The sequence below is a fragment of the Brevibacterium oceani genome (assembly GCF_017948325.1).
Lineage (GTDB): Bacteria > Actinomycetota > Actinomycetes > Actinomycetales > Brevibacteriaceae > Brevibacterium > Brevibacterium oceani.
Genome location: NZ_CP072846.1, coordinates 1,668,997 through 1,695,820 on the forward strand (window position 1 = coordinate 1,668,997; position 26,824 = coordinate 1,695,820).

At 67.6% G+C, this 26,824-nt stretch carries 23 protein-coding genes; 13 read left to right on the plus strand and 10 right to left on the minus strand.

All coding sequences use genetic code 11. The features are described from left to right. Positions 1–10: 10 nt before the first annotated feature. The 3 genes from J9314_RS07285 to J9314_RS07295 are packed head-to-tail and all read right to left on the minus strand — an operon-like array spanning position 11 to position 2,694. Positions 11–781 carry a CoA transferase subunit A gene (locus tag J9314_RS07285; protein ID WP_181275603.1) on the minus strand — a complete coding sequence of 257 codons (771 nt, stop codon included), beginning with the start codon at positions 779–781 and terminating at the stop codon, positions 11–13. Then, a complete protein-coding gene (locus J9314_RS07290; protein ID WP_210605134.1) occupies positions 769–1,533 on the minus strand; it encodes a hypothetical protein in 765 nt (254 codons plus the stop codon). The genes J9314_RS07285 and J9314_RS07290 overlap by 13 nt, the downstream gene beginning before the upstream one ends. A gap of 33 nt (positions 1,534–1,566) precedes the next feature. After that, on the minus strand, positions 1,567–2,694 hold the full coding sequence (locus J9314_RS07295; protein ID WP_210605135.1) for a coenzyme F420-0:L-glutamate ligase: 1,128 nt from the start codon (positions 2,692–2,694) through the stop codon (positions 1,567–1,569). 350 nt (positions 2,695–3,044) lie between these two features. Between J9314_RS07295 and J9314_RS19310 the strand changes: the two genes are divergently transcribed. From J9314_RS19310 to J9314_RS07310, 3 genes are read left to right on the plus strand one after another with little or no spacing between them, the layout of a single operon-like run. Next, positions 3,045–3,485, plus strand: coding sequence for a WhiB family transcriptional regulator (locus tag J9314_RS19310; RefSeq protein WP_281412375.1), 441 nt, complete (start codon positions 3,045–3,047; stop codon positions 3,483–3,485). Next, on the plus strand, positions 3,482–6,562 hold the full coding sequence (locus J9314_RS07305; protein ID WP_210605136.1) for a glycosyl transferase: 3,081 nt from the start codon (positions 3,482–3,484) through the stop codon (positions 6,560–6,562). Before J9314_RS19310 ends, J9314_RS07305 begins: the two co-directional genes overlap by 4 nt. After that, positions 6,559–8,016, plus strand: a complete 1,458-nt coding sequence (locus tag J9314_RS07310) for a DUF5719 family protein (RefSeq protein ID WP_210605137.1) — start codon at positions 6,559–6,561, stop codon at positions 8,014–8,016. Before J9314_RS07305 ends, J9314_RS07310 begins: the two co-directional genes overlap by 4 nt. Positions 8,017–8,019: 3 nt before the next feature. Here the strand turns inward: J9314_RS07310 and J9314_RS07315 are convergent, their stop codons facing one another. Continuing rightward, a complete protein-coding gene (locus J9314_RS07315; RefSeq protein ID WP_181275608.1) occupies positions 8,020–8,382 on the minus strand; it encodes a metallopeptidase family protein in 363 nt (120 codons plus the stop codon). An 88-nt stretch (positions 8,383–8,470) separates the two neighbouring features. Here J9314_RS07315 and J9314_RS07320 point away from each other — a divergent pair, with 88 nt between their 5' ends. The 3 genes from J9314_RS07320 to ahcY all read left to right on the plus strand — a co-directional run bounded on the left by J9314_RS07320 (position 8,471) and on the right by ahcY (position 11,932). Continuing rightward, complete coding sequence (locus J9314_RS07320; RefSeq protein WP_181275701.1) at positions 8,471–8,848, plus strand: DUF3499 domain-containing protein; 378 nt, start codon at positions 8,471–8,473, stop codon at positions 8,846–8,848. Beyond that, entirely contained in the window at positions 8,845–10,326 is a 1,482-nt protein-coding gene (locus J9314_RS07325; protein ID WP_210605138.1) for a phosphohexomutase domain-containing protein, read from the plus strand. Before J9314_RS07320 ends, J9314_RS07325 begins: the two co-directional genes overlap by 4 nt. 145 nt (positions 10,327–10,471) lie before the next feature. Beyond that, positions 10,472–11,932: an adenosylhomocysteinase gene (gene ahcY / locus J9314_RS07330; RefSeq protein ID WP_210605139.1), complete on the plus strand. Its 1,461-nt coding sequence runs from the start codon at positions 10,472–10,474 to the stop codon at positions 11,930–11,932. A 79-nt stretch (positions 11,933–12,011) separates the two neighbouring features. Here ahcY and J9314_RS07335 read toward each other — a convergent pair whose 3' ends face one another. Then, positions 12,012–12,836 (minus strand): RDD family protein, encoded by an 825-nt coding sequence (locus J9314_RS07335; protein WP_210605140.1) that lies wholly within the window; start codon positions 12,834–12,836, stop codon positions 12,012–12,014. A 64-nt stretch (positions 12,837–12,900) separates the two neighbouring features. Between J9314_RS07335 and J9314_RS07340 the strand changes: the two genes are divergently transcribed. After that, positions 12,901–13,899 (plus strand): stage II sporulation protein M, encoded by a 999-nt coding sequence (locus J9314_RS07340; protein ID WP_210605141.1) that lies wholly within the window; start codon positions 12,901–12,903, stop codon positions 13,897–13,899. A 5-nt stretch (positions 13,900–13,904) separates the two neighbouring features. Here J9314_RS07340 and J9314_RS07345 read toward each other — a convergent pair whose 3' ends face one another. The 5 genes from J9314_RS07345 to J9314_RS07365 are packed head-to-tail and all read right to left on the minus strand — an operon-like array spanning position 13,905 to position 19,361. Next, a complete protein-coding gene (locus tag J9314_RS07345) occupies positions 13,905–15,191 on the minus strand; it encodes a DUF58 domain-containing protein (RefSeq protein WP_210605142.1) in 1,287 nt (428 codons plus the stop codon). After that, positions 15,192–16,262, minus strand: a complete 1,071-nt coding sequence (locus J9314_RS07350) for an AAA family ATPase (RefSeq protein ID WP_210605143.1) — start codon at positions 16,260–16,262, stop codon at positions 15,192–15,194. It lies immediately after the preceding gene. After that, positions 16,259–17,512, minus strand: coding sequence for a DUF4350 domain-containing protein (locus tag J9314_RS07355; RefSeq protein WP_210605144.1), 1,254 nt, complete (start codon positions 17,510–17,512; stop codon positions 16,259–16,261). The genes J9314_RS07350 and J9314_RS07355 overlap by 4 nt, the downstream gene beginning before the upstream one ends. Further along, positions 17,509–18,315 carry a DUF4129 domain-containing protein gene (locus J9314_RS07360; protein ID WP_210605145.1) on the minus strand — a complete coding sequence of 269 codons (807 nt, stop codon included), beginning with the start codon at positions 18,313–18,315 and terminating at the stop codon, positions 17,509–17,511. The genes J9314_RS07355 and J9314_RS07360 overlap by 4 nt, the downstream gene beginning before the upstream one ends. Continuing rightward, the gene (locus J9314_RS07365) at positions 18,312–19,361 is read right to left on the minus strand and encodes a DUF7847 domain-containing protein (protein WP_210605146.1); all 1,050 of its coding nucleotides are present in this window, start codon (positions 19,359–19,361) and stop codon (positions 18,312–18,314) included. The genes J9314_RS07360 and J9314_RS07365 overlap by 4 nt, the downstream gene beginning before the upstream one ends. A gap of 213 nt (positions 19,362–19,574) precedes the next feature. Between J9314_RS07365 and mtrA the strand changes: the two genes are divergently transcribed. The 6 genes from mtrA (at position 19,575) to J9314_RS07395 (ending at position 26,811) form a co-directional block, all read left to right on the plus strand. Further along, positions 19,575–20,255 (plus strand): MtrAB system response regulator MtrA, encoded by a 681-nt coding sequence (gene mtrA / locus J9314_RS07370; RefSeq protein ID WP_181275618.1) that lies wholly within the window; start codon positions 19,575–19,577, stop codon positions 20,253–20,255. Further along, positions 20,252–22,258 carry an MtrAB system histidine kinase MtrB gene (gene mtrB / locus J9314_RS07375; protein WP_246490662.1) on the plus strand — a complete coding sequence of 669 codons (2,007 nt, stop codon included), beginning with the start codon at positions 20,252–20,254 and terminating at the stop codon, positions 22,256–22,258. Before mtrA ends, mtrB begins: the two co-directional genes overlap by 4 nt. Further along, positions 22,255–23,979 (plus strand): LpqB family beta-propeller domain-containing protein, encoded by a 1,725-nt coding sequence (locus J9314_RS07380; protein ID WP_210605147.1) that lies wholly within the window; start codon positions 22,255–22,257, stop codon positions 23,977–23,979. The genes mtrB and J9314_RS07380 overlap by 4 nt, the downstream gene beginning before the upstream one ends. Before the next feature lie 28 nt (positions 23,980–24,007). Beyond that, positions 24,008–24,730: a ComF family protein gene (locus tag J9314_RS07385; protein ID WP_210605148.1), complete on the plus strand. Its 723-nt coding sequence runs from the start codon at positions 24,008–24,010 to the stop codon at positions 24,728–24,730. 66 nt (positions 24,731–24,796) lie between these two features. Then, positions 24,797–25,456: a ribosome hibernation-promoting factor, HPF/YfiA family gene (gene hpf / locus J9314_RS07390; protein WP_210605149.1), complete on the plus strand. Its 660-nt coding sequence runs from the start codon at positions 24,797–24,799 to the stop codon at positions 25,454–25,456. Positions 25,457–25,569: 113 nt separating this feature from the next. Continuing rightward, positions 25,570–26,811, plus strand: coding sequence for a winged helix-turn-helix domain-containing protein (locus tag J9314_RS07395; RefSeq protein WP_210605150.1), 1,242 nt, complete (start codon positions 25,570–25,572; stop codon positions 26,809–26,811). The last annotated feature ends 13 nt before the right edge of the window (positions 26,812–26,824 follow it).

Below are 26,824 nucleotides of genomic sequence, written 5' to 3' on the forward strand. Positions count from 1 at the left end.
CTTGCTCTCCTCAGGCTTCTCGCACGGTGCGCTTCTCGATGGGCTTGTCGGCCACCTGCTCCGCCGTCAGCGGGACCACGCGGTGAACGAAGATGCCCGGGACGTGGACGTCATCGGGATCGATCTCGCCGGGCTCGACGAGCTTCTCGACCTCGGCGATGGTGATCCGGGCCGACTGCGCGGCCGGAGGATTGAAGTTCCTGGCCGAAGAGTGGAAGACGAGGTTGCCGTGACGGTCGCCGACGGCGGCGCGGACCAGGGCGTAGTCGGGAGCCAACGACTTCTCGAGGACGTATTCCTTCTCCTCGCCGAAGGTGTCGAAGACCTTCGTCTCCTTGGCGGGGGATTCCTTGACGACGTTGCCGTCGGAATCGTACTTCCAGGGCATTCCGCCCTCGGCGACCTGGGTGCCGGCGCCGGTGATGGTGTAGAACGCAGGGATTCCCGCACCGCCGGCGCGCATCTTCTCCGCCAGCGTGCCCTGCGGGGTGAGTTCGACCTCGAGTTCGCCGGAGAGGTACTGCCGGGCGAATTCCTTGTTCTCACCCACGTACGAGGCGATGATGCGACGAAGTCGACCGTCGGCGAGCAGAATGCCGAGGCCGCGTCCGTCGACACCGGCGTTGTTCGAGATCACTTCGAGGTCTGTGGCCCCTTGGTCCTGGAGTGCCCGGATGAGGAATTCGGGTACGCCCACGACACCGAAGCCGCCCACGGCGATCGATGATCCATCTGCAATGTCGGCCACCGCTTCAGCGGGGGAATCAACTACTTTGTCCATGTGCCCAGTGTGCCATGGACCACGCCGAGGCTGTCCGCCAGGTCCGTGATGCGGGAATCATCGACTCCGTTGGCGAGAAGGACCTCACCGCCGCCGAGGAGGTGCTGCAGGAATCGCGGCCACTCGCCGGGCAGCGGGGTCGAGTTCGACACGAGGAGGCCCTGAGGGCGTCCGGCAGGTCGGTCGGATCCCTCCTCCGGATTCCACGCGACGTCCTCGCCGTCGACGGTCAGCGTGCCCGAGCCGTCGAGTCGTCGGTGCGTGACGTCGGGGTAGGCCCGAATGGCGGAATTGATGTCGATGAAGTCCTCGTCGACAGGGGTGCTCAGGGCCAGGGCCGGGGGATTGAAGACGAAGACCTCGTCGGCCTCGGCCACGGACTCATCGTCTTCGTGTCCGAGCGGGACGATGGCCACATGGTCCGCATTCGGAGGCACAGGGGATCCAGCGGTTCCGCTGACGGTGGCGGGGGTGCCAGAGTTTCCGGCACCGGTGTCGGCGGAGCTGCCGATGACCGCATGCCCGCCGGCGAGCAGGACGCTGAGGACGGAGACGAGCTCTCGCCAGTGCAGCCCTTGGGGCAGGGGAGCGAAGAGCGTGAAGTCCTCACCGAGGTCGTAGTCGCCGAAGAGGCCGACGCCCTTGTTCACCCAGTTCGCGATGACCGGCCCGGTGAGATCGAGGCTGTCGTAGTCGGGGCCGCGCCAGAGCAGAACGGGCCCGCCTGTGTGCGTGATGGCTGTCAGATCCATATCCGTTGTCCTTCGAAGGCGGTGAGTGGTCGGTCAGGGCACGATGAGACCGATGTCGATGGTCACCCCGCGGGGGAAGGCCCCGAGCTCACCGTCGACCCAGTGGTAGCGGGAGGAGGCGCTGAGGTCCTCGGCGAACAGCGCCGTGTGGAGACGCTCGACGAGCGATCCGAGTCCGACCATGGCCTCGAGCAGCGGGGGACCGCCCGACTGCGCCGTGGCCGGGGAGTCCGAAGGGCTGAGCGTGATCCGCGAGCCGGAACCCTCGATCCGCATCCTCCAGGCGGTATGTCCGGGGGTGCGTGACTGTCCGGCGCGGACGACGCGGATGGCGCGGGAGACGCGCTCGAGGATGTCGTCCCCGCTGTCACCGGCGGGGGCGCTGCCGGGAAGATCGGTGACCCCGAGTCCGCGCTGCACAGCTTCGACGTGCCCGTAGCGGAACCAGTCGTCGCCGAGTTCGCGAGACAGCGCCTTCGCCCCGCCGCGACCGTTGTCGAGATAACCGCCGGCGCCTCTCACCAGGGCCATCGGCAGACCACGGGAGGAGCCCTTGACGAGATCGGCGGCCGCGGCGATCTCATCGGCGACGGCACGCACCGTCACTGTCTGCACGCGACCGTCGTCGTCGGGTCGGCCACGCTGATCGTCGAGGCCGGAGAGGCCGGACAGGCCCAGCGCGATGTCACCGACGCCGACCCGCCACGGCCGTGAGCTGGTATCGGAGATGACCAGGCCGATGCGCACGGAGAACGCCTGCTCGACCCGAGTCCGGAGCACATCGGCCGAGCGGTCGCTGTCGAGGGGATGGAGGACGACCGCGCCCGCAGAGTTCGATTGGTCGAGCCCGGCTGCGGCCTGCACCGTCCCGGCCGGGGTGCGCACGACCTGAACCGTGGTTCCCGAGCCATAGGAGCGTTCGGCGACGAGATGAGTGCCGGTTCGGGCGACGAGCTCTTCGAACTCGGCGCGATCGGCGACGGTGCGCAGCCGACCCTCGGCCTTCGACACGACCTTCGAAGCGATGACGAGGATGTCGCCGTCCTTGAGGTCGATGCGGTTGCGGCGCAGAGCGTTGATGAGGATCGCGGCGAGGTCGGATCCCGGTGCGATGTCCTCCTCGACGGGAGGGGCGTAGACGGTGAGGAGACGGTCATTCATGCCAGGCCGCCGGTGATTCGACTCTCATTGCTCCATAATCCCATCCACGGCGACTCATTTCGAAATTCTGCAGGTTTGCTCAGGAGTACCCCACAGATTGTGGCCGTGCTCGCGCGAATTCCCTACATATGGTGTTGTCGGCGCGTGTGCATGAGAAAGTGTGTTCGAATACGCGATCAGGCCGTCCTTAGATACTCCATCAGGGCTTGACGGGGCGGTAATGACACGCGTGTAATTTATACCTAAAGGGGAACGCGCCGAGCATGAATCCTCAAGGATTCGACCGTACATCGGACTGATCGCCTCAGTCACGGTGGCAGACCTGCTCAAGCGTGAGAAAGGGGAAGACCGTGCAAAGCGCACAGACAGACTGGCGAGAGAGAGAAGATCTCTCCGCCGCACCGGGAGTCACCTCCCGCCGTGCCGAAGACTGGTTCGTCGAACCGGGCGCACGCGCACCCGAGACGCTGCCCGATCCGCTGGCCGTCGATCCGAGCGATCTGACGCCGCTGCCGCCGGACAATTCCGCGGTCTCGCCGCTGTCGCTGCTGCTCGGAGCTGCCGAGGACGGAGAGCTGTCCTGGCAGGATCAGGCGCTGTGCGCGCAGACCGACCCCGAGGCCTTCTTCCCCGAAAAGGGAGGATCGACTCGTGAGGCGAAGCGGGTCTGCGCCTCCTGCGACGTCCGGTCCGAATGCCTCGAATACGCTCTGGCCAACGATGAGCGGTTCGGCATCTGGGGAGGAATGTCCGAACGCGAACGCCGTCGGCTCAAGAAAAAGGTCGTGTGAGGCCAGCCGTCACCGTCGTCGTCGCCTCGAGCGACACGGCCAGCAAGGTCGAGCTCGAGACAGCTCTGCATCCGCTTCACCCCGAGATCCCGGTCGTGGATCTCGGGGGCCTTTCGGTACGCGACGCCTCGGAGATTCCCGCCATCGCGGAATCGGACTTCCTGTGGTTCCTCACCCCTGACTCCCGCCCGGAGCCCGACTGTCTCGACGAACTCCTCGACGCCATCGGCGAAACCGAGTCCATCGCTGCCGTGGGACCCAAACTCATGCGCGGCGACCGCATCGTCTCCGCCGGAGTGAGCACCACCTCGGCGGGGGAGCGATTCAACCCCGTCGGCTCCGGTGAGTTCGATCAGGGCCAGCGCGACGGTCGCACGGAGACCCTCGGACTGGACCTGCCGGGCATGCTCATGGCCACCGCCGAACTCACACGGATCGGCGCTCCCTCCCGCGTGCTCGGCCCCGCGTACCGTGGGATCGAATACTCCCGCCGCCTGCGCGACCTCGGCAGGCGCGTCATCCTCGCCCCGCGGGCACGGATGGAGATCTCCGCCGAGGCGGCCGCCCGCCTGGGTTCGTCCCCGCAGCCGCCCGTCTCGAAATTCCAGATCCGCACCGAACAGCGCTACCGACTCAGCCTCGCCAGTCCCGGGGCGGCCCCGCTCTTCGGCCTGCTCGCCGTCGTCAACCTCGGGCACATCCTCGGCGGGCTGCTCTCGAACAATCTCCGCTCGGCCGGCTGGCACCTCGGCGCCCTGTTCGGGCTCGCCGCCGACATCACCACCACGGCGCCCCTGCGGCGGGCCAACGCACGCCGCAGTCGCCTGGCCAAACGCACGAGCACCTCCCATGTGGCTGCGCTGTTCGCCGATGACGACGAACTGGCCGTCCAGCGACGCTCGATGAGCGGCGAGGCCGAGGACCCGCACCCGAGCGAAGTCCCCACCGGCGGGGTCGATCCCGACGCCGAACTCAACCCGATCGGCGACACCGAAGAGGCCATCGACTCGTTCTCGCGACTCGAAGTCTCCGGCGGGTCGAGCCTGCTGAGGATACCGCTGACCTATGTGGTGCTCGCAGCCCTCGTCATCAGCGGCTTCATCTCCTACCGACTCTTCGGTCCGGGCCACCTCGTCGGCGGTGCCCTGGGCTCGACCGACGTCGGCATCAGCGAGATCTTCTCCCGGCTGCTGGGTCGCCACCTCGACGTCTCCACCGGTGCCGCCGTGCCGGCCGATCCCTACCATCTCGTCATCGGGGTCCTCTCCCTGCTCTTCTTCGGCCATGTCGACATCATGGTCAGAACGCTCCTGCTCGCCGCGCCAGTCCTCGCCGGGATCGCCGCATATGCCGGCGCCGGAGCGGTCGTGCCGCGCAGGTGGGTGCGCGGCTTCGCGGCCCTGCTGTGGATCGCCTCCCCGCTGTTCACCTCTGCGCTCTCGGACGGCCGCCTCGGCGTGGTCATCGTCTGGATCGCCGCGCCGCTGCTCGTGCTCACACTGCGACGGAGCCTGCGCACCGGGTCGATTGCGGCAGCGGCAGGCAGCGGACTGCTGCTGTTCCTCATCGTCTCCGGCATCCCGCTGCTGCTGATCGCGGCCGTCCTCGGCACCGTCGTGCTCCTGCTGGCCGGGCGCGGACTGCGTCACCTGTGGCTGCTCGCTCCGACGGCATTCCTCGGTTGGCCATGGCTGTGGGCGCTGGTCCGCGACCCCGGAACGCTGCTGACCATGCCCGGACAGACGTTGGCACCGCAGGCGGCACCGACGTACCTGCTGGCCGTGGGATTCCCCGGCCCCATCGACATGTCGTGGCTGTCGGACCTCGCCGCCCGCATCGGGATCGACGCGGTCTCACCGGGCATCCTCCAGCTGTGGGCGCCGGTGCTCATGCTGCCGATGCTCGTCCTCGCCTTCTTCACCCTCATCGAGGCCAGACTCGACCTCGCCCGACTGACCTGGGCCGTCGGCCTCTACCTGACGGGCCTCATCGTCGCCGCCGCCCAGGTGCACCTGCCCGCACAGACCGGCCCCTTCGACCTCATCGGCTCCTATCCGGCTGCCGGTCTGACGCTGGTCAGCCTCGGCTCGATCCTGCTGCTCGCCCTCGGGGCCGACCGCACCGCCACCATCCGCGGCGCCGGCCGAACCGGCGGGCGGCTGCCGATGCGCGGCCTCGTCGGGCTCGTCGCCGTCGCCGCCGTCGGACTCATCGCCATCGGTGCAGGCCGGGCCCAGGTCTCGCTCGACGCCGTCACCGCCAGCGAGGACAGCACGGTGCCGGCGCTGGCGGCCGACCGCGCCGACGGAGCATCACAGGCGCGGACCCTGCGCCTGGACAACGTCGACGGTGAGGTCATGGCCACGCTCATCTCCTCGGCGGACGGAACCGTTCTGGGCACCTCCACGGTGACCGATGCGGACACCGTCGGCGGGTGGCCGTGGCAGCGGCGTCCGCTGCCGATCCCGGACGACCAGGTGCTCGTCGCGCAGGCCGCGGCCGCCCTGTCGGCCGATGACGCCGGCGATCTCAGCGATATCCTCGGCGAACTCGGCGTCGACTTCGTCCTCGTCGACTCCGGCGCCGACGGGCTGCAGAATTCTGTGTCCGTGGCACAGGGGCTGCTGCCGGTCGGGCCCACCGAGTCCGGTGAGCTGTGGCGGGTCGACAAGCCCTACAGCGGACGGTTCCTCATCCGCGATTCCGAGGGAGCGCTGAGCACCGCACGGATGCACGGAACGACCACCGCCGAGGTGCCCGCCGGTGAGGACGATCGCACCCTCATCGTCGCCGACGCCTCCCGCGGCGTCAGTGCCAGCCTTGACGGCGAGGCGCTGCCGACGCCGAAGGACGCCGATGAGACGTGGGTGAGCGAGTTCGACCTGCCCGCCTCCGGAGGTACCGTCGAGATCTCCCTGAACTCACCGCTCTACCCCGTCGGTGTCGTCATCGGCTGGGTGTTGGGAGCGCTGACCGTGATCGTGGCCATCCCCTTCGGTGAGACGAACCGAACCCGACAGCGGCGGGGGACGAAGAGCCGTACGGCGGCCCGTGAGCAGGAGGAGACGAGAGCATGAAGCATCTGCGCAGCATCGTGACCTTCGCGGCCATCGCCGTGCCCGGAGTGCTCGTGGCCACGACCTCGTTCCTCACCCCGCTGACCCCCGGCACCCTCGACCGCAGTCCCGAACAGGTGCGGATGCCGACGGCCGATACCCGCGCCATCTGTCCCGGGCCGCTGCTCACCGACGGGGAGGCCGAAGGCACCGACGCCGAGTTCGTCGACGATTCGAAGGTTTCGACCCGTGTCGTCTCGGCTTCCGCGCCGATCGGAGCGGCCGACGGCTCCACTTCCTCGGCGCGCCTGCAGGTCGCCGACCTCGGCGGTTCCGTCGACTTCGACAACCCGGTCGGCCAGGGCTTCGTCTCCGGCGACGACACCATCGGCTCGACGAAGCGCGTCACCGGGTTCGCCCGCCCCGGCGCGCCCGCGCTGACCACAGGGCTCGAGACCGTCGAAGGCAGCTCCGGCGACCTCACGGGCCTGGCCGCACTCACCTGTGCACAGGCCTCGAGCAGCTTCCGGATCCTCGCCGGCTCGGGGTCGACCGGGTCGAACTCCCAGCTGCTGCTGAGCAACCCCGGCGATGTGCCCGTCCAGGCGAAGGTCAGGCTGATGACTCCGTCGGGATCCTCGGCCGAACCGACAGAACTGAGCATCAAGGCCGGTGAACAGCGTGCCGTGCGACTGGCCGGACTGGCCGCCGGTGCCGAGGCCCTGGCGGTCGATGTCACCGTCGACGGGGGAGTCCTCGCCGGTTCCGTGCAGGAGACCGTCCTCGACGGGCTCCGGCCTCAGGGCATCGATCTGGCCGCCGCCGGAGCCGATGCCGGCCGGCAGCAGGTGCTGACCGGACTGAGCGGCAAGGACGTACGGGTGCGCGTGGCCAACCCGGGCAAGGACCTCGCCGAGGTCACGCTCAAGGCCTATGGACCCGACGGCGAGATCGACATCCCCCGCTCTTCCATGACCGTGGTCGGTCGCGGCGTCGCCGAGGCCGACCTCGGCGATCTCGACGCCACCAGTGTGGTGCTCGACGCGAACCGTCAGATCCAGGCCGGAGCATTCATCGGCCGGGACGGACAGAAGGGGGCATCTGACTTCGGCAGCGTGCAGAGCACGTCGAACCTCGCCGAGACTCAGATCATGGCACTGCCGCGCACCGGCAGCAGCTCCCTGCAGATCTCCCCGGGCCAAGGCCAGGTGCAGGTGCAGGGGATGCTCGACGACGGGTCCCTGTCCGACCCGCAGACGATCGACCTCAACCCCACCGCCACCACCGAACTCGACCCGAACGAGGTGTCCGACGATCCCGTGCGGGCACTGGTGATCCACGGTGCGCAGGCCTCGGGATCACAGGCCGACGGAGTCCACGCGAGCCTCGTCGTCACCACCGACGACGGCATCTCGACGGTGGCGCCGACCCCGGCGCCGGCCGGAGTGGCCTACCGCGACATCCGCCTCGGCTGAGGATCAGGCGCGGCGGAGGATGTCGACCTGATCGGCCACGACCTCGGCGATGAGGGCATCCCGCGTGTCCGCCTCGGCGTGGTCCTCGATGACCCTGCGATAGAGGACGATGTGCGTGAGTCGGTTCGGCGTCGCGGGGAACACCCGCCCGAAGCAGGGCTCGGTCGAACTCGCCGGAGGGACGCCGTCGATGGCGAACACCACCTCGGCGAGAAGGGCGGGCTCCCGCTGCCGCATCCGCGCGAATTCCGCGGCCGCGACCTTCGCGAAGCTCTGTGCTCGGCTCAACCGCGCAGGCACCTGGGCACGGTGCAGCGGAGAACGCAGACCCCGGCCGTGCCGGTCGCGATATCGCCTCGATCTCATAGCATGTCATTCTACGGGCGAGACCGCCCTGCCTGACCGAATCGGGCACCGGCGGCGTGTAGAGTGGTGAACTGTGTCAGCCGTGAGAATGTGTTCCAAAGTCAGCTGCTCGCGCCCCGCCGCCGCCACCATGACGTACGTGCACGCTGATGCGACCGTCGTCATCGGCCCGCTGGGCAGACGAGCCGAGCCGGGTGCCCACGACCTGTGCGCCGAGCATGCGGCGAAGCTGACCCCTCCCGTGGACTGGCAGCTCATCCGCATCGAATCGGGCCAGGCGCCGCCCGAGCGCAGCCGCGATGATCTGCTGGCCATCGCCGACGCCGTCCGGGAGGCCGCCGACCGGGCGGACGTCAGGTCGACGCGCAGTGAGACCAGCGCAGCGGACTCCGCGCGACCCGGTTCGTCCGACCAGGCTCAGAGCGGGCGCAAGCACGGCCACCTGCGCATCATCGGCGACTCATGAGCGAGGCCGCAGGCGACTCTGCTGGTGCTGTCCCGGGTCCTGCCGATGCGGATCCGCCGCTGATACGCAGCCGCGCCACCGCTCTGGATGCGGCGGTCGGCGCCTATGACATCCGCGGACGAATCCCCGACCAGCTCGATGCGGACATCGTCTGCTCCCTCGGCTGGGCGACGGCTGTGACGATGTCCGAACTCCACACCAGCGCCGAGGTGGTCGTCGGACACGATATGCGTCCGAGCTCGCCCGGCTTCGCCCGAGCCTTCGCCGCCGGCGTCGAGGCCTCCGGATCGCGGCCGATCCTGCTCGGGCTGTGCTCGACCGATCAGCTCTACTTCGCCTCCGGCATCTTCGATGTGCCCGGTGCGATGATCACCGCCAGTCACAACCCCGCCGGCTACAACGGCATCAAGATCTGCGGACCCCGAGCCGCAGGCGTCAGCCTCGCCTCGGGACTCGGACGGATCAGAGAACTCGCCCCCACGGCTCCTGCTTCGGTCGCCGGGGACGTCGAGGTCGACGAATCCGCCGCGGCACGGATGCGGCAGCGCTATGCGGCCCGCATCCGCGAACTCACCCGCGTCGGCGAGGTGACGGGACTGAGGATCGTCCTCGATGCGGGCAACGGCATGGCCGGGCGCCTCCTCGGTGAGGTCTTCGGCACGGACGCGGGAGCCGCCTCGGTGCCCTTCGACGTGATCGGACTGTTCACCGAACTCGACGGCACGTTCCCCAACCACGAGGCGAACCCGCTCAAACCCGAGAACCTCGTCGATGCGGCACGCAAGGTCGTCGAGACCGGAGCCGACCTCGGACTCGTCTTCGACGGGGACGCCGACCGGTGCTTCTTCATCGACGAGACGGGAGCGACGATGTCGGCCTCGGCCGTCGGCGCGCTCGTCGCCGAACGCGAGATCGCGCGAGCCAGAGTGGCCGGAGTCGCGGAACCGACCGTCATCCACAACCTCATCACCTCCCGCAGCGTGGCCGAGACCATCACAGCTGCCGGAGGGCGGGCCCTGCGGTCGAAGGTCGGGCATTCGGGCATCAAGACGCTCATGCGAGAGACCGGAGCGGTCTTCGCGTGTGAGCATTCCGCACACTTCTACTTCGACGAATTCTTCGGTGCGGACTCGGGCATGCTCGCCGCCTGCCACCTCATCGCCGCCCTCGCCGAATCGGACGCGCCGGCCTCACGGCTCGTCGACTCCTACGACCGGTTCTTCCAGTCCGGAGAGATCAACTTCACCGTCGCCGACCCCGACGCAGTGCTCGCCGACTTCGCCGCACATGCGGAGGACTTTCCCCCCAACACCGTCGACGACCTCGACGGAATCGGTCTGCAGGGCGAGGACTGGTGGGTCAACCTGCGCAAGTCGAACACCGAGCCCCTGGTCAGACTCAACGTCGAAGCCGCGAGTGAGGCGCACATGCGAGCACTGACCCGCCGGGCCGAAGACTTCGTCGTCGCTCGGGCCTGAACCGGCCGCGGCCGGTCTGTCCGGGCTGTCAGCCGAGCAGGCGTGAGTGCGTTCGGCCTGTCCGCGGACCGGGCGGGATGAGACAGGCTCGCTGCTCGGGCCATAGACTCGGGGACGATCCGACTGTCCGCCGTATGGAGGTACCGTGCTCGATTCCACCGACTTCAAGGTCGCCGATCTGTCTCTCGCCGAGGCCGGTCGCCACCAGATCCGACTCGCCGAACGGGAGATGCCGGGGCTGATGGCCCTGCGTGAGGAGTTCGCCTCGAGCACACCGCTGGCCGGTGCCCGCATCGCCGGCAGCCTGCACATGACCGTGCAGACCGCGGTTCTCATCGAGACCCTCGTCGCGCTCGGAGCCGAGGTCCGGTGGGCCAGCTGCAACATCTTCTCCACTCAGAATGAGGCTGCGGCCGCCGTAGTCGTCGGCTCCGGCTCCCCTGAAGCTCCTGCTGGAGTGCCGGTTTTCGCGTGGAAGGGCGAGACGCTCGAGGAGTATTGGTGGGCCGCGGACAGGATCTTCGACTTCGAAGACGGCCCGAACCTCATCCTCGACGACGGCGGCGACGCGACCATGTACGTGCTCAAGGGCACCGAGTTCGAGGCCGCCGGGGGAGTGCCCACCGCCGCCGATGACGATCCCGAGGAGTACAAGGTCCTGCTGACCAAGATCGCTTCCGTCATCGAATCCGCCCCCGGTCGCTTCGCCCGTCTCGCCGCAGGAATCAAGGGAGTGAGCGAGGAGACGACGACCGGAGTCAACCGCCTCTACCGCCTCGCCGAACAGGGGGCACTGCCGTTCCCCGCGATCAACGTCAACGACTCCGTGACGAAGTCGAAGTTCGACAACCGCTACGGCATCCGCCATTCGCTGCCCGACGGCCTCAACCGCGCCACCGACGTCCTCATCGGCGGTAAGATCGCCGTCGTCGTCGGCTACGGCGACGTAGGCAAGGGAGCCGCGGAGGCGCTGCGCGGTCAGGGTGCGCGTGTCATCGTCACCGAGATCGACCCGATCTGTGCGCTGCAGGCGACGATGGACGGCTACCAGGTCTCCCACCTCGCCGAGGTGGCCCCGCAGGCGGACATCGTCATCACCACGACAGGAAACACCCGAGTCGTGGGTGTCGAGGTGCTCCAGACACTCAAGCCCGGAGCCATCGTCGGCAACGTCGGCCACTTCGACGACGAGATCGACCTGGCCGGTCTCTCACGTCTGCCCGGTGTGGAGAAGATCGAGATCAAGCCGCAGGTCCACGAGTGGTCCGTCCCGGTGCCTGCCGAGGCCGGACTCGACCGGGAGCGTACAGACTTCCTCGTCCTCTCCGAGGGCCGCCTGCTCAACCTCGGCAATGCCACCGGACATCCCTCGTTCGTCATGAGTGCCTCGTTCGCCAACCAGGTGCTCGCGCAGATCGAGCTGTGGACCGCCCACGATCGCTATGACGATGCGGTGCACCGGCTGGCCAAGGAACTCGACGAGAAGGTCGCGCGACTGCACCTGCCGGCGCTCGGGGCCCAACTGTCCGAGCTGACGAAGGAACAGGCCGAATACATCGGAGTGGACGTCGCCGGGCCCTACAAGCCCGACCACTACCGGTACTGAGCAGCTTCGTCGGCCGGTGTCGCCGGCTCAGCGTTCCTGCAGGCTCAGCGTTCCTGCAGGCTCAGTGTCCCCGCAAGGCTCAGCGTCCGTGCAGGCTCAGTCCGTGCGGGAGGACGTCGACTCCAGCGCGGAATGACTCCGCCCTGGCCGACCGTGCCCTGGCCTGCTCGACCTCCGCGATGCGCTGGCGGTGGATGATCGCCGAGAGGAACTGCTCGGGGAACGTCCCCTCGGGTGGGGCCGGAGCGACATACGGATTGAGCTCGGTGGCGAGCTCGATCGCCCTCTGCCACCGGGACTGCTGCCCAAGCTTCGGCGCCATTGCGAGGAACTGGCCGATGCGACGGTGGAGGCCGTCGGGCAGCCCGGAGACATCCGTGCGTGCCAGCCAGTCACGCAGCTGCGGGGCGACATGGGTCTGCACCGGCGGAACGGGCGCACTGCGCTCACTGACCGCCAGCGTCCCGGCCAGGTAGTCGCCGAGGCGCTTCGCCTGTGGGGACACGAGCCCGGACAGGGCGGCGATCCCACCGCCGGTGGAGACGACCTCGAAGGGCCACAGCAGAGCCCGGATGAAGGAATGGCGGATCCGCACGGCCCCGCCGTCGTCGCGGACGATCCGCAGCCCGAGGATGAGCTTGCCTAGCGAACGCCCGCGGCTGAGGACCTCGGCGAGCATCGGCAGCAGCACGAACACGCCGATGCTCATCACCGTCATCACCGAGCCCAGCAGCAGCCCGTTGAGCTCGGCGGTGCTGATCAGGAGCCAGAACATCGCGATGAGCAGACCGATGTCCACGAGCGTGTAGACGATGTAGTCGATCAGGCAGCTGAGTGCCCTCGCCGCCAGCGCGGCGGGCTGGACGCTGAGTTCGACGGCTTCGCCGGTGACCAGAGTACTCACCCGACCATCGTGTCATATCTCGGCGGCCGCATGTGCGGTCCGGGGACTCCGTTAGGGTTGAGGCATGGACCCGAACCTTCTGGCCGAGCTGCACGGCAACGAGTGGCAGGAGCTGGCGGGGCTGGCGAAGAAGAACACGCTGAGCCCGGACCAGACGAGACGGTTCCTCGACCTCTACCGTGCCGCGTCGAAGGATCTGTCGCGGATCATGACCGTCGCACCGGACTCGCTCGAGGCCGCACGGCTCTCGGCGATCGTCCACCGCTCGCGCAACCACCTCTCCGCGGTTCCCAGCGGGGGACTGTCCGGGCTGTCGCGGTTCTTCGTCGTCAGCCTTCCGCTCTCGCTCTATCGGCTCCGGTGGGACTTCGCCATCGTCGCACTGTCGTTCCTCGCGGTCGCCGTCGTGTCGGGGATCTGGGCGGGCACACACCCGGAAGTGCTCGAGACCTTCGGTGATCGGCAGTTCCGCCGCCAGTTCGCCGAACACGACTTCGTCGACTACTACAAGGAGAACCCGAACGGCTTCTTCGCCGTGGGGGTGTGGACGAACAACGCCTGGATCGCCGTCCAGTTCGTGCTGCTGGGGATCACCGGCGTCTACGTCGTCGTCGGACTGTTCTCCAACGCCGTCAACGTCGGATTCTCCGGGGCGATGATGTTCGAGTTCGATCGAGCCTCTGACTTCTTCCTCTACATCCTGCCCCACGGCATCCCGGAGATCAGCTGCATCATCCTCGCCGCCGCGGCCGGTCTCCGCCTCTTCTTCGCCTGGGTCGTGCCGGGACCCAGACCGCGTCGGGACAAGCTCGCCGCCGAGGCCAGATCGCTGCTCATCGTCGCCGGCGGGCTCGTGCTGCTGCTGTTCGGCTCGGGCCTCATCGAAGGCTTCGTGACCCCGAATCCGATTCCCCCGGCGCTCAAGATCACCATCGGCGTGCTCTACACGGCAGCCGTCGTCGCCTACACCTGGCACTTCGGCAGACGCGCGGCCCGGGCGGGGCTGAGCGCCGATCTCGACGCGCATCAGGCGGGATATTCCGTCATCTCCACCGACCGCTGAGCAGTTCAGAGTCCGCCGGTGACCTTGAGCCGAATGTAGAGATCGGCCAGCGCCCCGGGCAGCTGCTCGGGTGGAGCCTGGACAGAGGAGATGCCGAGTCCACGCAGACGCGTGCGCAGAGATGCCTGCCGCAGCTGTTCCTCTTCGGCAGCGGCTGCGGTGAAGATCGCGTCGGCATCTCCTCGTGATTGCGTGAGCTCCTGGAGGGAGGGATCCTCCACCCCGGCGATGACCACCCGGTGGTGCGAGGTCAGCGTGGGCAGGATGGGCAGGATGTCATCGGCGATGGTGGCTTCGTCGAACTCGGTGACCAGGACGACGAGGGCCTGCTGGCGCGAGGTCTGGAGCACGGCCGAGGTGATCGTCTCCCAGTTCGCGTCGTAGAGCTCGGGATCCACCGGGGTCAGGGCCACCGACAGATCATGGACGGGATCATGGGCCTGCCGGCTCGAGGCCACGGCCCGCACGCGTGCGTCGGCGACGATGACGTCGACGCGGTCCCCGGCCCCGGTGGCCAGGGCGGTGAGGAGGAGAGACGCTTCGAGAGCCGCATCGAAGACCGTTCCCTCACCGCAGCGGCGAGCCGCGAAACGAGAGGAGTCGACGACGATGATGACCCGGCGGTCCTTCTCCGGACGCCACGTCTTGACCACGAGGTCCTGGGCGCGGGCGCTGGCCCGCCAGTCGATGGAGCGCACATCGTCACCGTCGACATAGTCGCGCAGCGAATCGAACTCGGTGCCCATTCCGCGGATCATCACCGCGGAACGGCCCTCGAGTTCGCGCAGCTTCTGCGTCTTCGACGGCAGCTCCCGGCGGGACACGAACGGCGGGAGCACACGGATTGCGGCGGGCACCTCGATGCTCTTCTGCCGAGCGATGAGGCCGATCACGCTGGACGAGCGCACAGTCACCAGATCGGCGGTCAGAGCACCGCGTCGGCGCGGGTGGAGTTCGGTGCGCACGTGCTTCTCGGCACCGGGGTCGAGGACATGGCGTGAGCGGGTCCGCACGGTTCCGGCGCTCGGCGCCCAGGCATCGCGGACCTCGACGCGCATGCGGCGGGTCGATTCGTTGATGAGGCTGAGCGTGCTGTGCGTGTCATCGCCGAGGCGGACCATCGGTCCGGGGGTCCGCTGCAGGGACAGCCCGTGGGCGCGGGGGACGAGGAAGAAGTCGACCACCGCGGCCGCGATGATCACGCCGGCGACGATCAGCGCCGTCGGCCACCCGGGCACGAGCATGACGGGAACGAGCCCGACGAGGGTGAGCAGGAACAGCCGGGCAGTCATTCAGCGCGGCACTTCCGTGGTGGCGAGGATCGAATCGAGGACCTGGGTGACATCGAGTCCGTCCATCTGCGCCTCGGGCCGTAGGATGACCCGGTGTCCCAGTGCCATGTGCGCGAGCGCCTTGACGTCGTCGGGGGTGACGTAGTTGCGGTCGTTGAGCCAGGCGTGTGCGCGGGCGGCACCGAGGATCCTGGTGGCACCGCGTGGTGAGACACCGAGTGCCAGCGACGGGGCCTGCCGGGTGGCCCGGGCCAGATCGACGATGTAGGTGATGATCTGCGGGGCGATGTAGATCCCGGAGATGGCTTCCCTGGCCCGGGAGACGAGTGCGGCATCCGCCACCGGTCGCAGCCCCGCGGCGGCGAGTCTGGCGGAGTCGAAGCCGCGGGCATGGCGGTCGAGGATCTCGAACTCATGGTCGCGTTCGGGCAGGTCGAGGACGAGCTTGAACAGGAATCGGTCGAGCTGTGCCTCCGGCAGCGGGTACGTGCCCTCGTATTCGACGGGGTTCTGCGTGGCCGCGACCATGAAGGGATCGGGCAGTCCGCGGGAGCGTCCGCCGACCGAGACCTGATGCTCCTCCATCGCCTCGAGCAGGGCAGACTGCGTCTTCGGCGGTGTCCGGTTGATCTCGTCGGCGATGAGGACGTTGGTGAACACCGGGCCCGGTCGGAAGGAGAAGTCCGATGCCGAAGCATCGTAGACAAGCGAGCCGGTGACGTCGCTGGGCATGAGATCGGGGGTGAACTGCACCCGCGAACTGTCGAGGCTGACGGCCGCGGCAAAGCTGCGCACGAGGAGCGTCTTGGCCACGCCCGGCACTCCTTCGAGGAGGACGTGTCCCTGGCACAGCAGGGCGATGAGCATGCCGGTGATCGCCTGATCCTGACCGACGACGGCCTTGCCGATCTCCGCACGCACTCCGTTGAAGGAATCGCGCAGCGGGTCCGGGCCCGGGGCTGTGAGGGGACCGGTGGGGTTCGGCGCGGCCGCGGGTGGCTGGTCGGCGGCCGACGGTGCGGGCGTCCGACCGGCCGAAGGTGTCGGTTCTTCGTGTGGCGACTGGGTCATGGGATCTCACTTTCGATCTGGGTGAGCTGATGGACGAGATCGGTCAGCTCGGCGTCCGTGTGCACGGTCGCCGAGACGAAGATGTGGTGGAGCGTTCCGGGATCGCGTCCGGTCACCTCGGCGATGCGGGCGATGATCTGCGAAGCTCCGGTCTCACGACCGAGCGAGAGCCGTTTCGCGATCCGCAGGAGCGCCGCGGTGCGCAGTGTGTGCAGCGCCCCGGCACGGTCGTGGCTGCGGGCTGACAGTGCCGCCCGGCCGTGGACGGTCTCGACGGCCGGGACGATGACCGGCAGGCGTTCGATCGCGAGTGGTCCGAAGCGCCTGCCGATCACAAGCAGGAGGACGAGCACGGTGGGTGCGAGCCACAGCACTCCGGCGAGGAACCAGTCGGGCACGAAGTCGATCGTCGAGGGCGGCGGCTCCTCGGAGTCGTCGAACGTCGGGTAGTACACGACGAGGTGGTCGGTCTCCGAGAGCTGGGAGAGGACGAGGGAGGCATGGCCCTCCTCGTCGATGTGCTCGTTCGTCACCCACTCGGCATTGCCGATCACGGTCAGCGGAACGTGTCCGTCGGTGTCGGTGATCAGCTGTCCGCGGGCGGAGCCGGGAGCCACCTCGGCGCCGTCGATCTCATCGACACCGGGACCGGCCAGCGGATAGCACGCGGTGATGCCGTCGGTGCCTTTCTTCGTCTCCGCATATTCGGTCTCCCCGGTGGTCACTGCGCCGGCCGTGCGTGCACTCGGCAGCGCACAGTCCGGCTGGGACTCCGGGTCAGGAGAGGCCAGCGGGCTGAGGTTGTCGTTGACCGTGATCCGGTCGGTGAACTCGGCGATCGCCGGGCCCGGGTCGATGAGCACCAGGCGGTTGCCGTGGGTGGCCAGCGCGGACTCGACCCCGTCGACGTCCCCGGCCGACATCGCGTCGGCGTTGGTGGGGACGAGCATGGTGGTGTCGGGCTGCGCTGCGGCGCTGCGGGCTTCCTTGAAGTCCTCGGTGGTCGTGACGTCCACGCCGTGGGCGCGCAGCGTCTCGACCATGGCCTTCGTGCCGTCCCTGGCCGTCGAGTCATAGTGCAGCGGAGCTTCGGTCTCGTCATCCGTGGTCATCAGCAGGGTGGCGATGACGGTGATGAGGATGACGATCGCCGCGGTGATCCATACTCCGGCCGAGCGCAGACGTGCCCGCAGCGGCACGCGGGCACTCGAACGGGTGCCGCGGGTGGCCACGTCCAGCTGCGCGCTCATGCTCTCGCCTCTTCGACGCGGTCCGATTCCCCGCTGTCGTCGATCATCCGGCCCTCACGGGTATTCCCGTCCGTGTCAGCGGTCCGACGATCGTCGCCATGCCGACGGCGATGCGCGGGCAGGGCGCTGAGCGAGCGGTCGAGGTCGCACAGGTCCTCGTACACGGTCGGCAGGTTCCGGTCGGGACGGAGGGAGGTGCCTGTCTCGTCGCCGTAGAGGAGGTCGTTGAACACCTCGGCGACATTGTGCACGGCGGCGGCATGGTCGGGCAGCGCCGCCTCGGCGTCGTGGGCGATCTCACTGGCCGTGGCCGAGGATTCGAGGGAGACGATCTGCTTGACCGAAAGCACCGCGAAGATGGCTCGGGATTCGTCGATGACGGCGGCCCTGTAGTCGCCGGCCGCGGCAGCGCGAGCGGCGCGCTCACGCCAGGGGCCCGGTTCGGGCAGCGAGACGACGGGATCGAACGCCGAGAGCGGCACCCCGGTGCGGCGCAGACCGACTCGGCGGACGCGCCAGATGATGAGCGCGATGATCCCGGCGATGGCGAGGACGACGAGGAGCAGCAGCCAGGGCGAGTTCGCGCGCAGGGCCGCGCCGACGAGGGATTCCCACAGGTCGCTCAGCCACCGGCCGAGCTGTTCGAGCGGTGTGAGGTCGTTCGCCGAGTATTCCGACTTCGACAGTTCGTGTTCGACCCATTCGCGGCCGGTGCGCCGATCGACGGCAGGTGCGGCTCCGGCAAGGGCGGAGGACAGTGCCGAGGACAGCGCCGTGGTGGGGAGGGCCGAGGCTGTGATCATGACTCCTCCTCGCTGCGGATGAGGACGAGATCGAGTCCTTCGGTGCGCATCTGCTGGTCGAAGAAGCAGACGGTGACCAGGCAGGAGAAATAGGCGAAGAGGACGGCCGAGGAGATCAGCGTCAGTCCCAACAGGAGGCCGGCCGCGACGACCCCGATGGCGACCTGCGCGGCAGGGGAGTCCTCCGTCGTTGCGATTCCCACTCCGAGGACGGCCGTGACGATGAGGACGAGCGGGGAGATGACGAGCTGAACGAGCTGATTGGACAGGAAGTAGCCGAGCGCGAGCTGGCCGAGCAGTCGCCAGAAGCCGCGGTTGGTGAGCCTCCACGACCTTCTCAGCCCGGCACTGACGGTCAGACCCTCGACGGCGATTGCGGCACCGAGGAAGGACAGGCGCAGATTGAGCCAGAGCAGCGCGAGCGCCCACAGGACGGCGGCGATCCCCGCCCAGACGATCGCTGCCACCGGGGAGTCGATGAGGGCGAACAGCGCGGTGGGAGCGGCGAGGGCGAGCAGCAGGCCGAGGTTGATTCCGGACATCAGCAGAGTGGCCAGAATCAGCCGCATGCGCCGTCCGGCCAGGTCACGCCAGCCCTGCGACAGGGTCGTCTTCCGGGCGCCGAACGAGGCCCGGGTGCCCGAGGCGATGAGACCGGAGAGCAGATGGGCGAGGCCGAGGCTGAGCAGGCTGAGCGCCGCCGACCCCAGCTGCGCCAGCAGGAGGAATCCGTTGAGAGCATCCTCATTGCCGCCGAGGTCGTTGAGGAAGGGCAGGAACCGCAGGGCGATGAGGGTGCCGACGGCGGTGAGGAGCAGACTCCAGAGGGTGAAGACGATGAGCGAGGATCCGATGCTCAGACCGGGGGCGAAGCGCAGGAAGCGGAACCCGGAGTCGAGGGCCTCGATGAACGTCAGCGGCCGCTTGGGCAGCAGTCCGCGCGGCGGGGGCGGGCGCCAGCCTCGGCGGCGGGGGCTCGGAGAGCGCATCTGCCACCGGCCAGTGTGCCAGTCGACCTCGGAGGTCCATGCGTTCGATCGTCCCATCACCGCACAATCCTGCCATGTTTCGCCTCTTCGTTGGTGAAGATCGTCGAGGTTGTTCGGCCCTTCTCGACGGCCGTCCGGCACCTGATGCGTCGTCCGCAGGCACGTGAAGTGTCGTCCTCGGGGACCTGATGCGCCGTTGTCGGACATCGGCCCGATAGGGTAGGAGTGTCGAGAACCGAAGAACAGGCGAACATAAGGGACAATGGGAGCATGAACGCTCGAATCCTCGTAGTTGACGATGACACCGCTCTGGCCGAAATGATCGGCATTGTGCTCAAAAGCGAAGGCTTCGAGCCGTTTTTCTGCGCCACGGGTGATCAGGCCTTCGAGGAATTCCAGAAGGTCGGACCCGACCTCGTCCTCCTCGATCTCATGCTGCCGGGCAAGGACGGGCTCGAAGTGTGCCGTGAGATCCGTGAGGTGTCCTCGGTGCCCATCATCATGCTCACTGCCAAGTCCGACACTGTCGACGTCGTCCTCGGCCTCGAGTCGGGTGCCGATGACTATGTGCCCAAGCCCTTCAAGCCCAAGGAACTCGTCGCGCGGGTTCGCGCGCGTCTGCGCATCTCCGAACCGCAGGCCCCGGAACTGCTCACCGTCGGTGACGTCGTCGTCGACGTGGCCGGCCACACCGTGACCAAGGGCGGCTCGCCGGTGTCGCTGACCCCGCTCGAATTCGACCTGCTGGTCGCTCTGGCCCGCAAACCCTGGCAGGTGTTCTCCCGCGAGACCCTCCTCGAAGAGGTGTGGGGCTACCGCCATGCCGCGGATACGCGGCTGGTGAACGTGCATGTGCAGCGTCTGCGATCGAAGATCGAACGCGATCCGGAGAAGCCCGACATCATCGTCACCGTCCGCGGCGTCGGCTATAAGGCCGGCAGAGCCGCGTGAGTTCCGAGTCGGCCGCGGGCGGCGCTCTGCGCACCGCGGCTTCGGCACTGAAGACGTTCTGGAATTTCATCCTCCGATCGTTCAGCCACTCCCTGCAGGTCAGGATCGTCGTGCTCACGATCGTGCTCACCTCGGTGGCGATCTTCGGCGTCGGGACCTACATGTCCCAGCAGATCTCCCGGGGGCTCTTCGACACCCGGCTGGACTCCCTGTCCTCGCAGACGCGGTCGATCCTCGCCGAGCTGCGGTCCCTCGCCCCGGTGGAAGGCCAAGCGGTCACCCAGGACACGCTCAGTTCGCAGCTGTCCTCGATCTACAATCGCTCGGCCGGCTCCGTCTATTCGCTGACCCTGGAACCGAAGGACCCGAATTCGTCGTTTTCGACGATCACCGCTGGAGAGTCGAGCCGGGACGGGGAGTCGGCGTCGGTTCCCATCAGCGACGAACTCCGTGAGGCGATGCGCAAGGCTCCGACCGATGACAAGCTCTACCAGTCGGTGAGCCTGCCCGACGGCACCGGTCCGGGCCTGCTCATCACGCAGGAGCTGCAGATCCCCGGGGCCGGACAGTTCCAGCTCTACTACCTCGGCGATCTGTCCGAACAGCAGGACACGCTCAACTTCGTGCAGCGATCGATGCTCGTGGCCGCCCTCGTCCTCGTCGTCCTCATCGGCGCGGTCGCCTGGATCGTCACTCGCCTGGTCGTCACCCCGGTGCGCACCGGGGCCGAGGTCGCCCGCCTCATCGCCGACGGCGACCTCGACGAACGCATGCCCGTCCATGGCAATGACGAGATCGCCGTCCTCGGTGAGAGCTTCAACGACATGGCCGATACGCTGCAGCATCAGATCCAGCAGATGGAGCGCCTGTCGGTGCTGCAGCGGCAATTCGTCTCGGACGTCTCGCATGAGCTGCGGACCCCGCTGACGACCATCCGCGCCGCCGCCGACCTCATCTACGACTCCCGCGACGAACTCGATCCGGTCACCGCGCGCAGTGCGGAGCTGCTGAACTCGCAGGCCGAGCGCTTCGACAATCTGCTCTCCGACCTGCTCGAGATCTCCCGCTACGATGCCGGGGCCGCAGCCCTCGTTGCCAAACCCGTCGACATCGGGGGCATCGTCACCTCCGTCATCGAGACGGTGTCGATGGTGGCCGAACAGATGTCGACGGGGATCGTCGTGCATGCTCCGTCGTCGCCCGTGATGGCCGAGGTCGACCGGGTGCGCATCACCCGGATCATCCGCAACCTCGTCGTCAACGCCATCGAGCACGGCGAGGGCAATCCGATCGACATCTACGTCGCCTCGAACGCCGAGGCGGTGGCCGTGAGCGTCCGCGACCACGGCGTGGGCATGAACGAGGAGCAGGTCGAGCACGTCTTCGACCGATTCTGGCGAGCCGATCCCGCGCGCAAACGCACCCTCGGCGGATCCGGTCTGGGTCTGGCGATCTCGCTCGAGGACGCGCACCTGCACAGCGGGTGGCTGCAGGTGTGGGGCAAGCTCGGCGAAGGCTCATGCTTCCGACTGACCATTCCGAGGCGCCCTGAACAGGAGATCACGTCGTCGCCCCTGCCGCTGCCGCCGCGCGATGCCCAGATCAAGGGAGCCGCCCTCGTCGCCGGGCCGCTGTCGTCCGATGGTTCGGTGCGAATCCAGACCGGGTCGATCCCCATCGTCGTCGAGACCGATCAGGATGCCCTTGAGGGCTCCGGGTTCGTCGCCGACGCCGACGTCGACGTCGATTCGGAGGGCGACGCGAAAGCACCATCGGACGAGGAGGTCGCCGGAGGAACGGCCGAGGATGTGGCAGGGGGACCCGCGAAGGAGGTCGCCGTTGCGCCGGCCGAGGACGTCGCCGAGGCCGAATCCCTTCCGACGGCCGATTCCGTGCCGCAGGACGGTTCGGGCCCCGGTCCCACGGTCGATGGGAACAGCCGTGATGGTCGCAGTCAGCGGGGGAACGGGCACCAGGGGAAAAGCGAAGGAGGACGGTCATGACAGCCTCGAGAGATCGGCGATTCCGGCCGGCGATGATTCTGGCGTCAGTGTGCGCCTGCCTTGCTTTGGTCGGATGCTCGTCGATTCCGACGTCCTCGCCCGTCGGGCACATCGAAGACGATTCCGGTGACCCGGCCGCCAGCAACGCGCGGATCCCTGATGGTCCTGAACCGGGCGACAGCGTGTCCGAGATCGTGCGCGGCTTCCTCGCCGCCGGCGCCGGGACCGGGAACAACTTCTCCGTGGCCCGGTCCTTCCTCACCGAGGCTGAGGCGCAGAAGTGGAGTCCGCAGGAATCGGTGTCGGTGATGCCCAACGACACCGACCTCAAGTCGCTCAACTCCGATCTCACCACCGACCAGAAGACCCTGACCATGTCGGCTCCGGTCGTCGGCCTCGTCGACTCCTCGGGGGTGTACAGCTCGACGAAGCCCGGCACCCAGTCGACCCTGGAGTTCTCGCTGCGCCAGGAGAATGGAGAATGGAGGATCTCCTCGGCGCCGAACGGGCTGCTCATCAGTGAGACCGACTTCCAGACGATCTTCCTCAACTACTCACTCGAGTTCTTCACCTCCGACTACTCGTATCTCGTTCCCGACTCGCGCTGGTTCCTCCGCTCCTCCTCGACGCCGACAGCACTGATGAATGAGCTGCTGAGCGGACCCGCCCCGTATCTCTCGGGAGCCGTGATCACGGCGGTCCCCGACGGTGCGAAACTCGGCGACTCGAACGTGGTGACGATCGAGAACGGCGTCGCTCATGTGTCCCTGGGACCGCAGAGTCCTGCCCCGTCCGACCGTGAGAAGGGGCTGATCCGGCAGCAGATCGCCTCGACTCTGCAGGTCATCCCCTCGATTTCGAGTATCGAGCTGACAATCGGCGGGCAGGCTGTCGCGGCGAGCCTGCAGCCGAAGACGGATTCCTCGGTTCAGGTCGACGGTCCGCCCGTCGTCCTCGCCGACGATCGGATCTCTCGTGTCTCGGGTACGACCGTGGCCAAGGTCGAGAACAGCCCGAACCTGAAGAAGGCGAAAGCCAGCGACCCTGCCGTCTCTCTCGACGACTCCCTGTACGTGTACCTGCAGAACGACGGCAGGGTACTCATGAGGCTGAAGTCAGATGCTGTGGACTCGACGCCGATCCTCAATGGCAAGAGACTTGTGAGGCCGAGCATCGACCGTTTCAACACCACGTGGACGGGGGAGGCTGAGAACAATGGCGAGCTCAAGGCGGTCGGCCGAGACGGGCAGGTCTTCACCGTCGCCGCCGACTTCCTCTCCGGCCGGCAGCTGATCGATGTCGAAGTTTCGCGCGACGGCACCCGGGTCGCGCTGCTCAGCCGCCACAAGGGCGAACCCGATCGGGTCGACGTCGTCGGTGTGCCTCGGGATAAGGCGGGCAACCCGGCCGACGGCCTGTCAGGAGACCCGATCACTGTGGGGGCGAACTTCGCCGAAGTCAAGGACGTGTCGTGGGCGGGTTCGACCTCCCTCGTCGCGCTGGCCGCGGAGGAGGGCGACAAAGTCCAGCCCTTCCGGATCGGAGTCACCGGTCCTTCCGCTCAGCTCGGAGAGGTCTCCGACGGCAGTCGCATCGCCGGCGGAGCAGATGGGCGGTCGATCCTCGTGACCAGCTCTCACGGAGCCCTCTACTCCTACAATTCCAATGCCTGGCAGCGGCTCGTCGACGTCGCGGCCGAGGATCCCTCGTATCCGGGCTGAGCATCCGCCGGCATAGTAGATTTCTCCCATGGGGCTGCTCGGGGAGATAGGCGAACTGCTCCTGCCTCGACGGTGCGCCGGCTGCGGGCGGGAGAACGTCTCGCTGTGCACGGCGTGCCTGCAGCTGCTCGCCGGCATTCCGCGAGCCATGGAACCGCGCTACGGGCAGATCCCGGTCGTCGGCATCTGCGAATACAATTCGCGCATCTCCCGGATGGTCGTCGGTTTCAAGGACGAAGGGCGTCGGGACATCCGTGACCCGTTGGCTATGGGCCTGGCCCGGTCGATCGTCGCGGCCCTCGATCTCATCGGGTATACGGGCGGTCCGATACGACTCTTCCCCGCGCCCAGCTCCGACCGGGCACGCCGTCGGCGCGGCGGCTCGCATACGGTCTCACTGGCTCAGCGGGCAGCGGAACTCGCCCCTGAGCTGCCGCTCGAAGTCCACGATGTGCTGCTGGCACGCCGTTCCCGCGACCAGGTCGGCCTCGGTGCGAAGGACCGGGCGCAGAACGCCGCGAGAACGCAGTATCTCAATCGCAGCGAACTGGACAGGACGGTGGCCGCAGACACTGAGGATGCTTCGGCAGAGGCGCCGGCGGATCTTCTCATCGACGACTTCTCAACGACCGGCGCAACCTTGGCAGAAAGCGCACGATTACTAGCATCGGTGCAGATCAGACCCGCTGCCGGAGCCGTTCTGGGTCTCGGGCGCGGGGGCACTCGATTTGTCTCTCCCTTTACTGTATAACGGTGTTTACCCATCCAAGGGCATGGGATCGGATGAATCCGAAGAACGAGTCGCTAAGGACACATCATGGACATTGTTGTCAACGGCCGTCAACTGACCATCTCCGACAGCTTTCGCGCCCATATCGAGGACAAGATCGCGAAGGTGGAACAGCTCGCTCCCCGGGCTCAGCGAGTCGAGGTGCACGTCACTCACGAGAAGAACTCCCGCCAGCCGGAGACGAGCGAACGGGTCGAACTCACTGTAGTGGCGAAGGGACCGGCGATCCGGGCCGAGGCCATGGCCAGCGACAAGTATGCGGCACTCGATCTGGCCTGGGCGAAGCTGGTCGAACGACTCAGGCGGGCTCGCGATCGACACAAGGTCCCGCGTTCTGGGCATCACCGCAAAGAATCCACAGCCGAGGTGCTGGCTAAGATGCCGGTGGCCGAGCCGCTGGATCCCGGTCAGGAGGCTGAGACCGCGGTGTCCGCGAACGAGAGCGCCGATCAGACCAACGGGCGGATCAAGGCCGAAGGCGACTCACCGGTGGTGCTGCGAGAGAAGACATTCACCGCTTCGCCCATCGGCATCGAAGAGGCGCTGAACCGGATGGAGCTCGTCGGTCACGACTTCTACCTGTTCATCGACGAGGAATCGAGCAAACCCTCCGTCGTCTACCGCCGCAAGGGCTGGAGCTACGGCGTGATCGCCCTCGACCACGACTTCGAAGAGGCCATCGACTGACCCTCCCATTTGCTACCTGACGGCGGCCCTGCAACCTCGCGCGAGGTTGCAGGGCCGCCGTCAGGTAGCAAATGGGAGGGAGTGGTGTCAGGGGGATGGCCTACCGTTGGACCATGCAGAAGATGACCTCGGCGGCAGCACGCCGAACCGCGATCGCCGCGACGGGACTCGACCGTCCTCGGCCGGACACCGTCACCGCCCGTCACCTCAAGTCCGCCTTCGCCACCATGGGATTGGCCCAGATCGACTCGGTCGCCAGGGTGGTCCGGTCACACTATCTGCCCTTCTTCTCCCGCCTGGGCCCGTACCAGCGCGCGACGCTCGACCGTCTACTCTACTCCTCTCCGCGGATGGGTATCGAGTACTGGGCTCATGCGGCCGCCTTCGTCCCGCCGCAGACATGGATGCACTTCGAACGCACCCGCACCGAATGGTGGCGCAATGACTACGGTCAGCGCCACCCGGAGACCGGCGAGGGCTTCAGAGATCTGCAGGCCTCGGTGCTCGAGGTCCTCGCCGGGGGACCGAAGTCGGCGCGCGGTGTGGCCGAGCTCGTCGAACACGACCTGCCCGAACGCCATCGCGGGCACTGGGGATGGAACCCCAGTCAGGTCAAGGTCGCGCTCGAAGCCCTGTTCGCCGGCGGCATCGTCAGCAGCTCCGGGAGAAACGATCACTTCGAACGCATCTACGCCCTGACGCGGGACGTCTGCGCTGATCTGCCCGAGATCCCTCTGTCCTACGGCACCGACGACGATCCGCATCTCGGCCTCGACCCGGAAGCGGCTCGGACCCGCGGCGTCTCCGGAACGAACAACGATGTCCTCGAACTCACTCGCACCGCCGCCCGTGCGCTGGGCATCGCCCGTCCAGATGACCTCGCCGACTACTTCCGGCAGCTGCGCGCACCCACGGATGAGGCCATCACCGAACTTCTGTCGACCGGAGAGCTGCGAGAGGTCGAGGTCGCCGGCAGCCCGGCTCTGCGGTGGCACCAAGCACGCACCCCGCGCAGCGTCTCGGCCCGTGCCCTCTTGGCGCCCTTCGACCCGCTCGTCTTCTACCGTCCGCGCCTCGAATGGCTGTTCGACTTCCACTATCGGATCGAGATCTACACACCTGCGGACCGACGGGTGCACGGATACTACGTCACCCCGTTCCTCCTCGGCGATCGGCTCGTCGGACGCGTCGACCTCCACAGGGATCGGGCGGCAGGCATCCTGCGCGCCCACCAGGTGACCTGGGAACCGGGGGAGGAGCACACCGAGGACCTCGTCGCCGAGCTGCGCGAGATGGCGATGTGGCTGGGACTGGACGCCGTGGAGCTCGAAGGCACTCACCTGCCATTAAGCTAGAGACTATACAGTC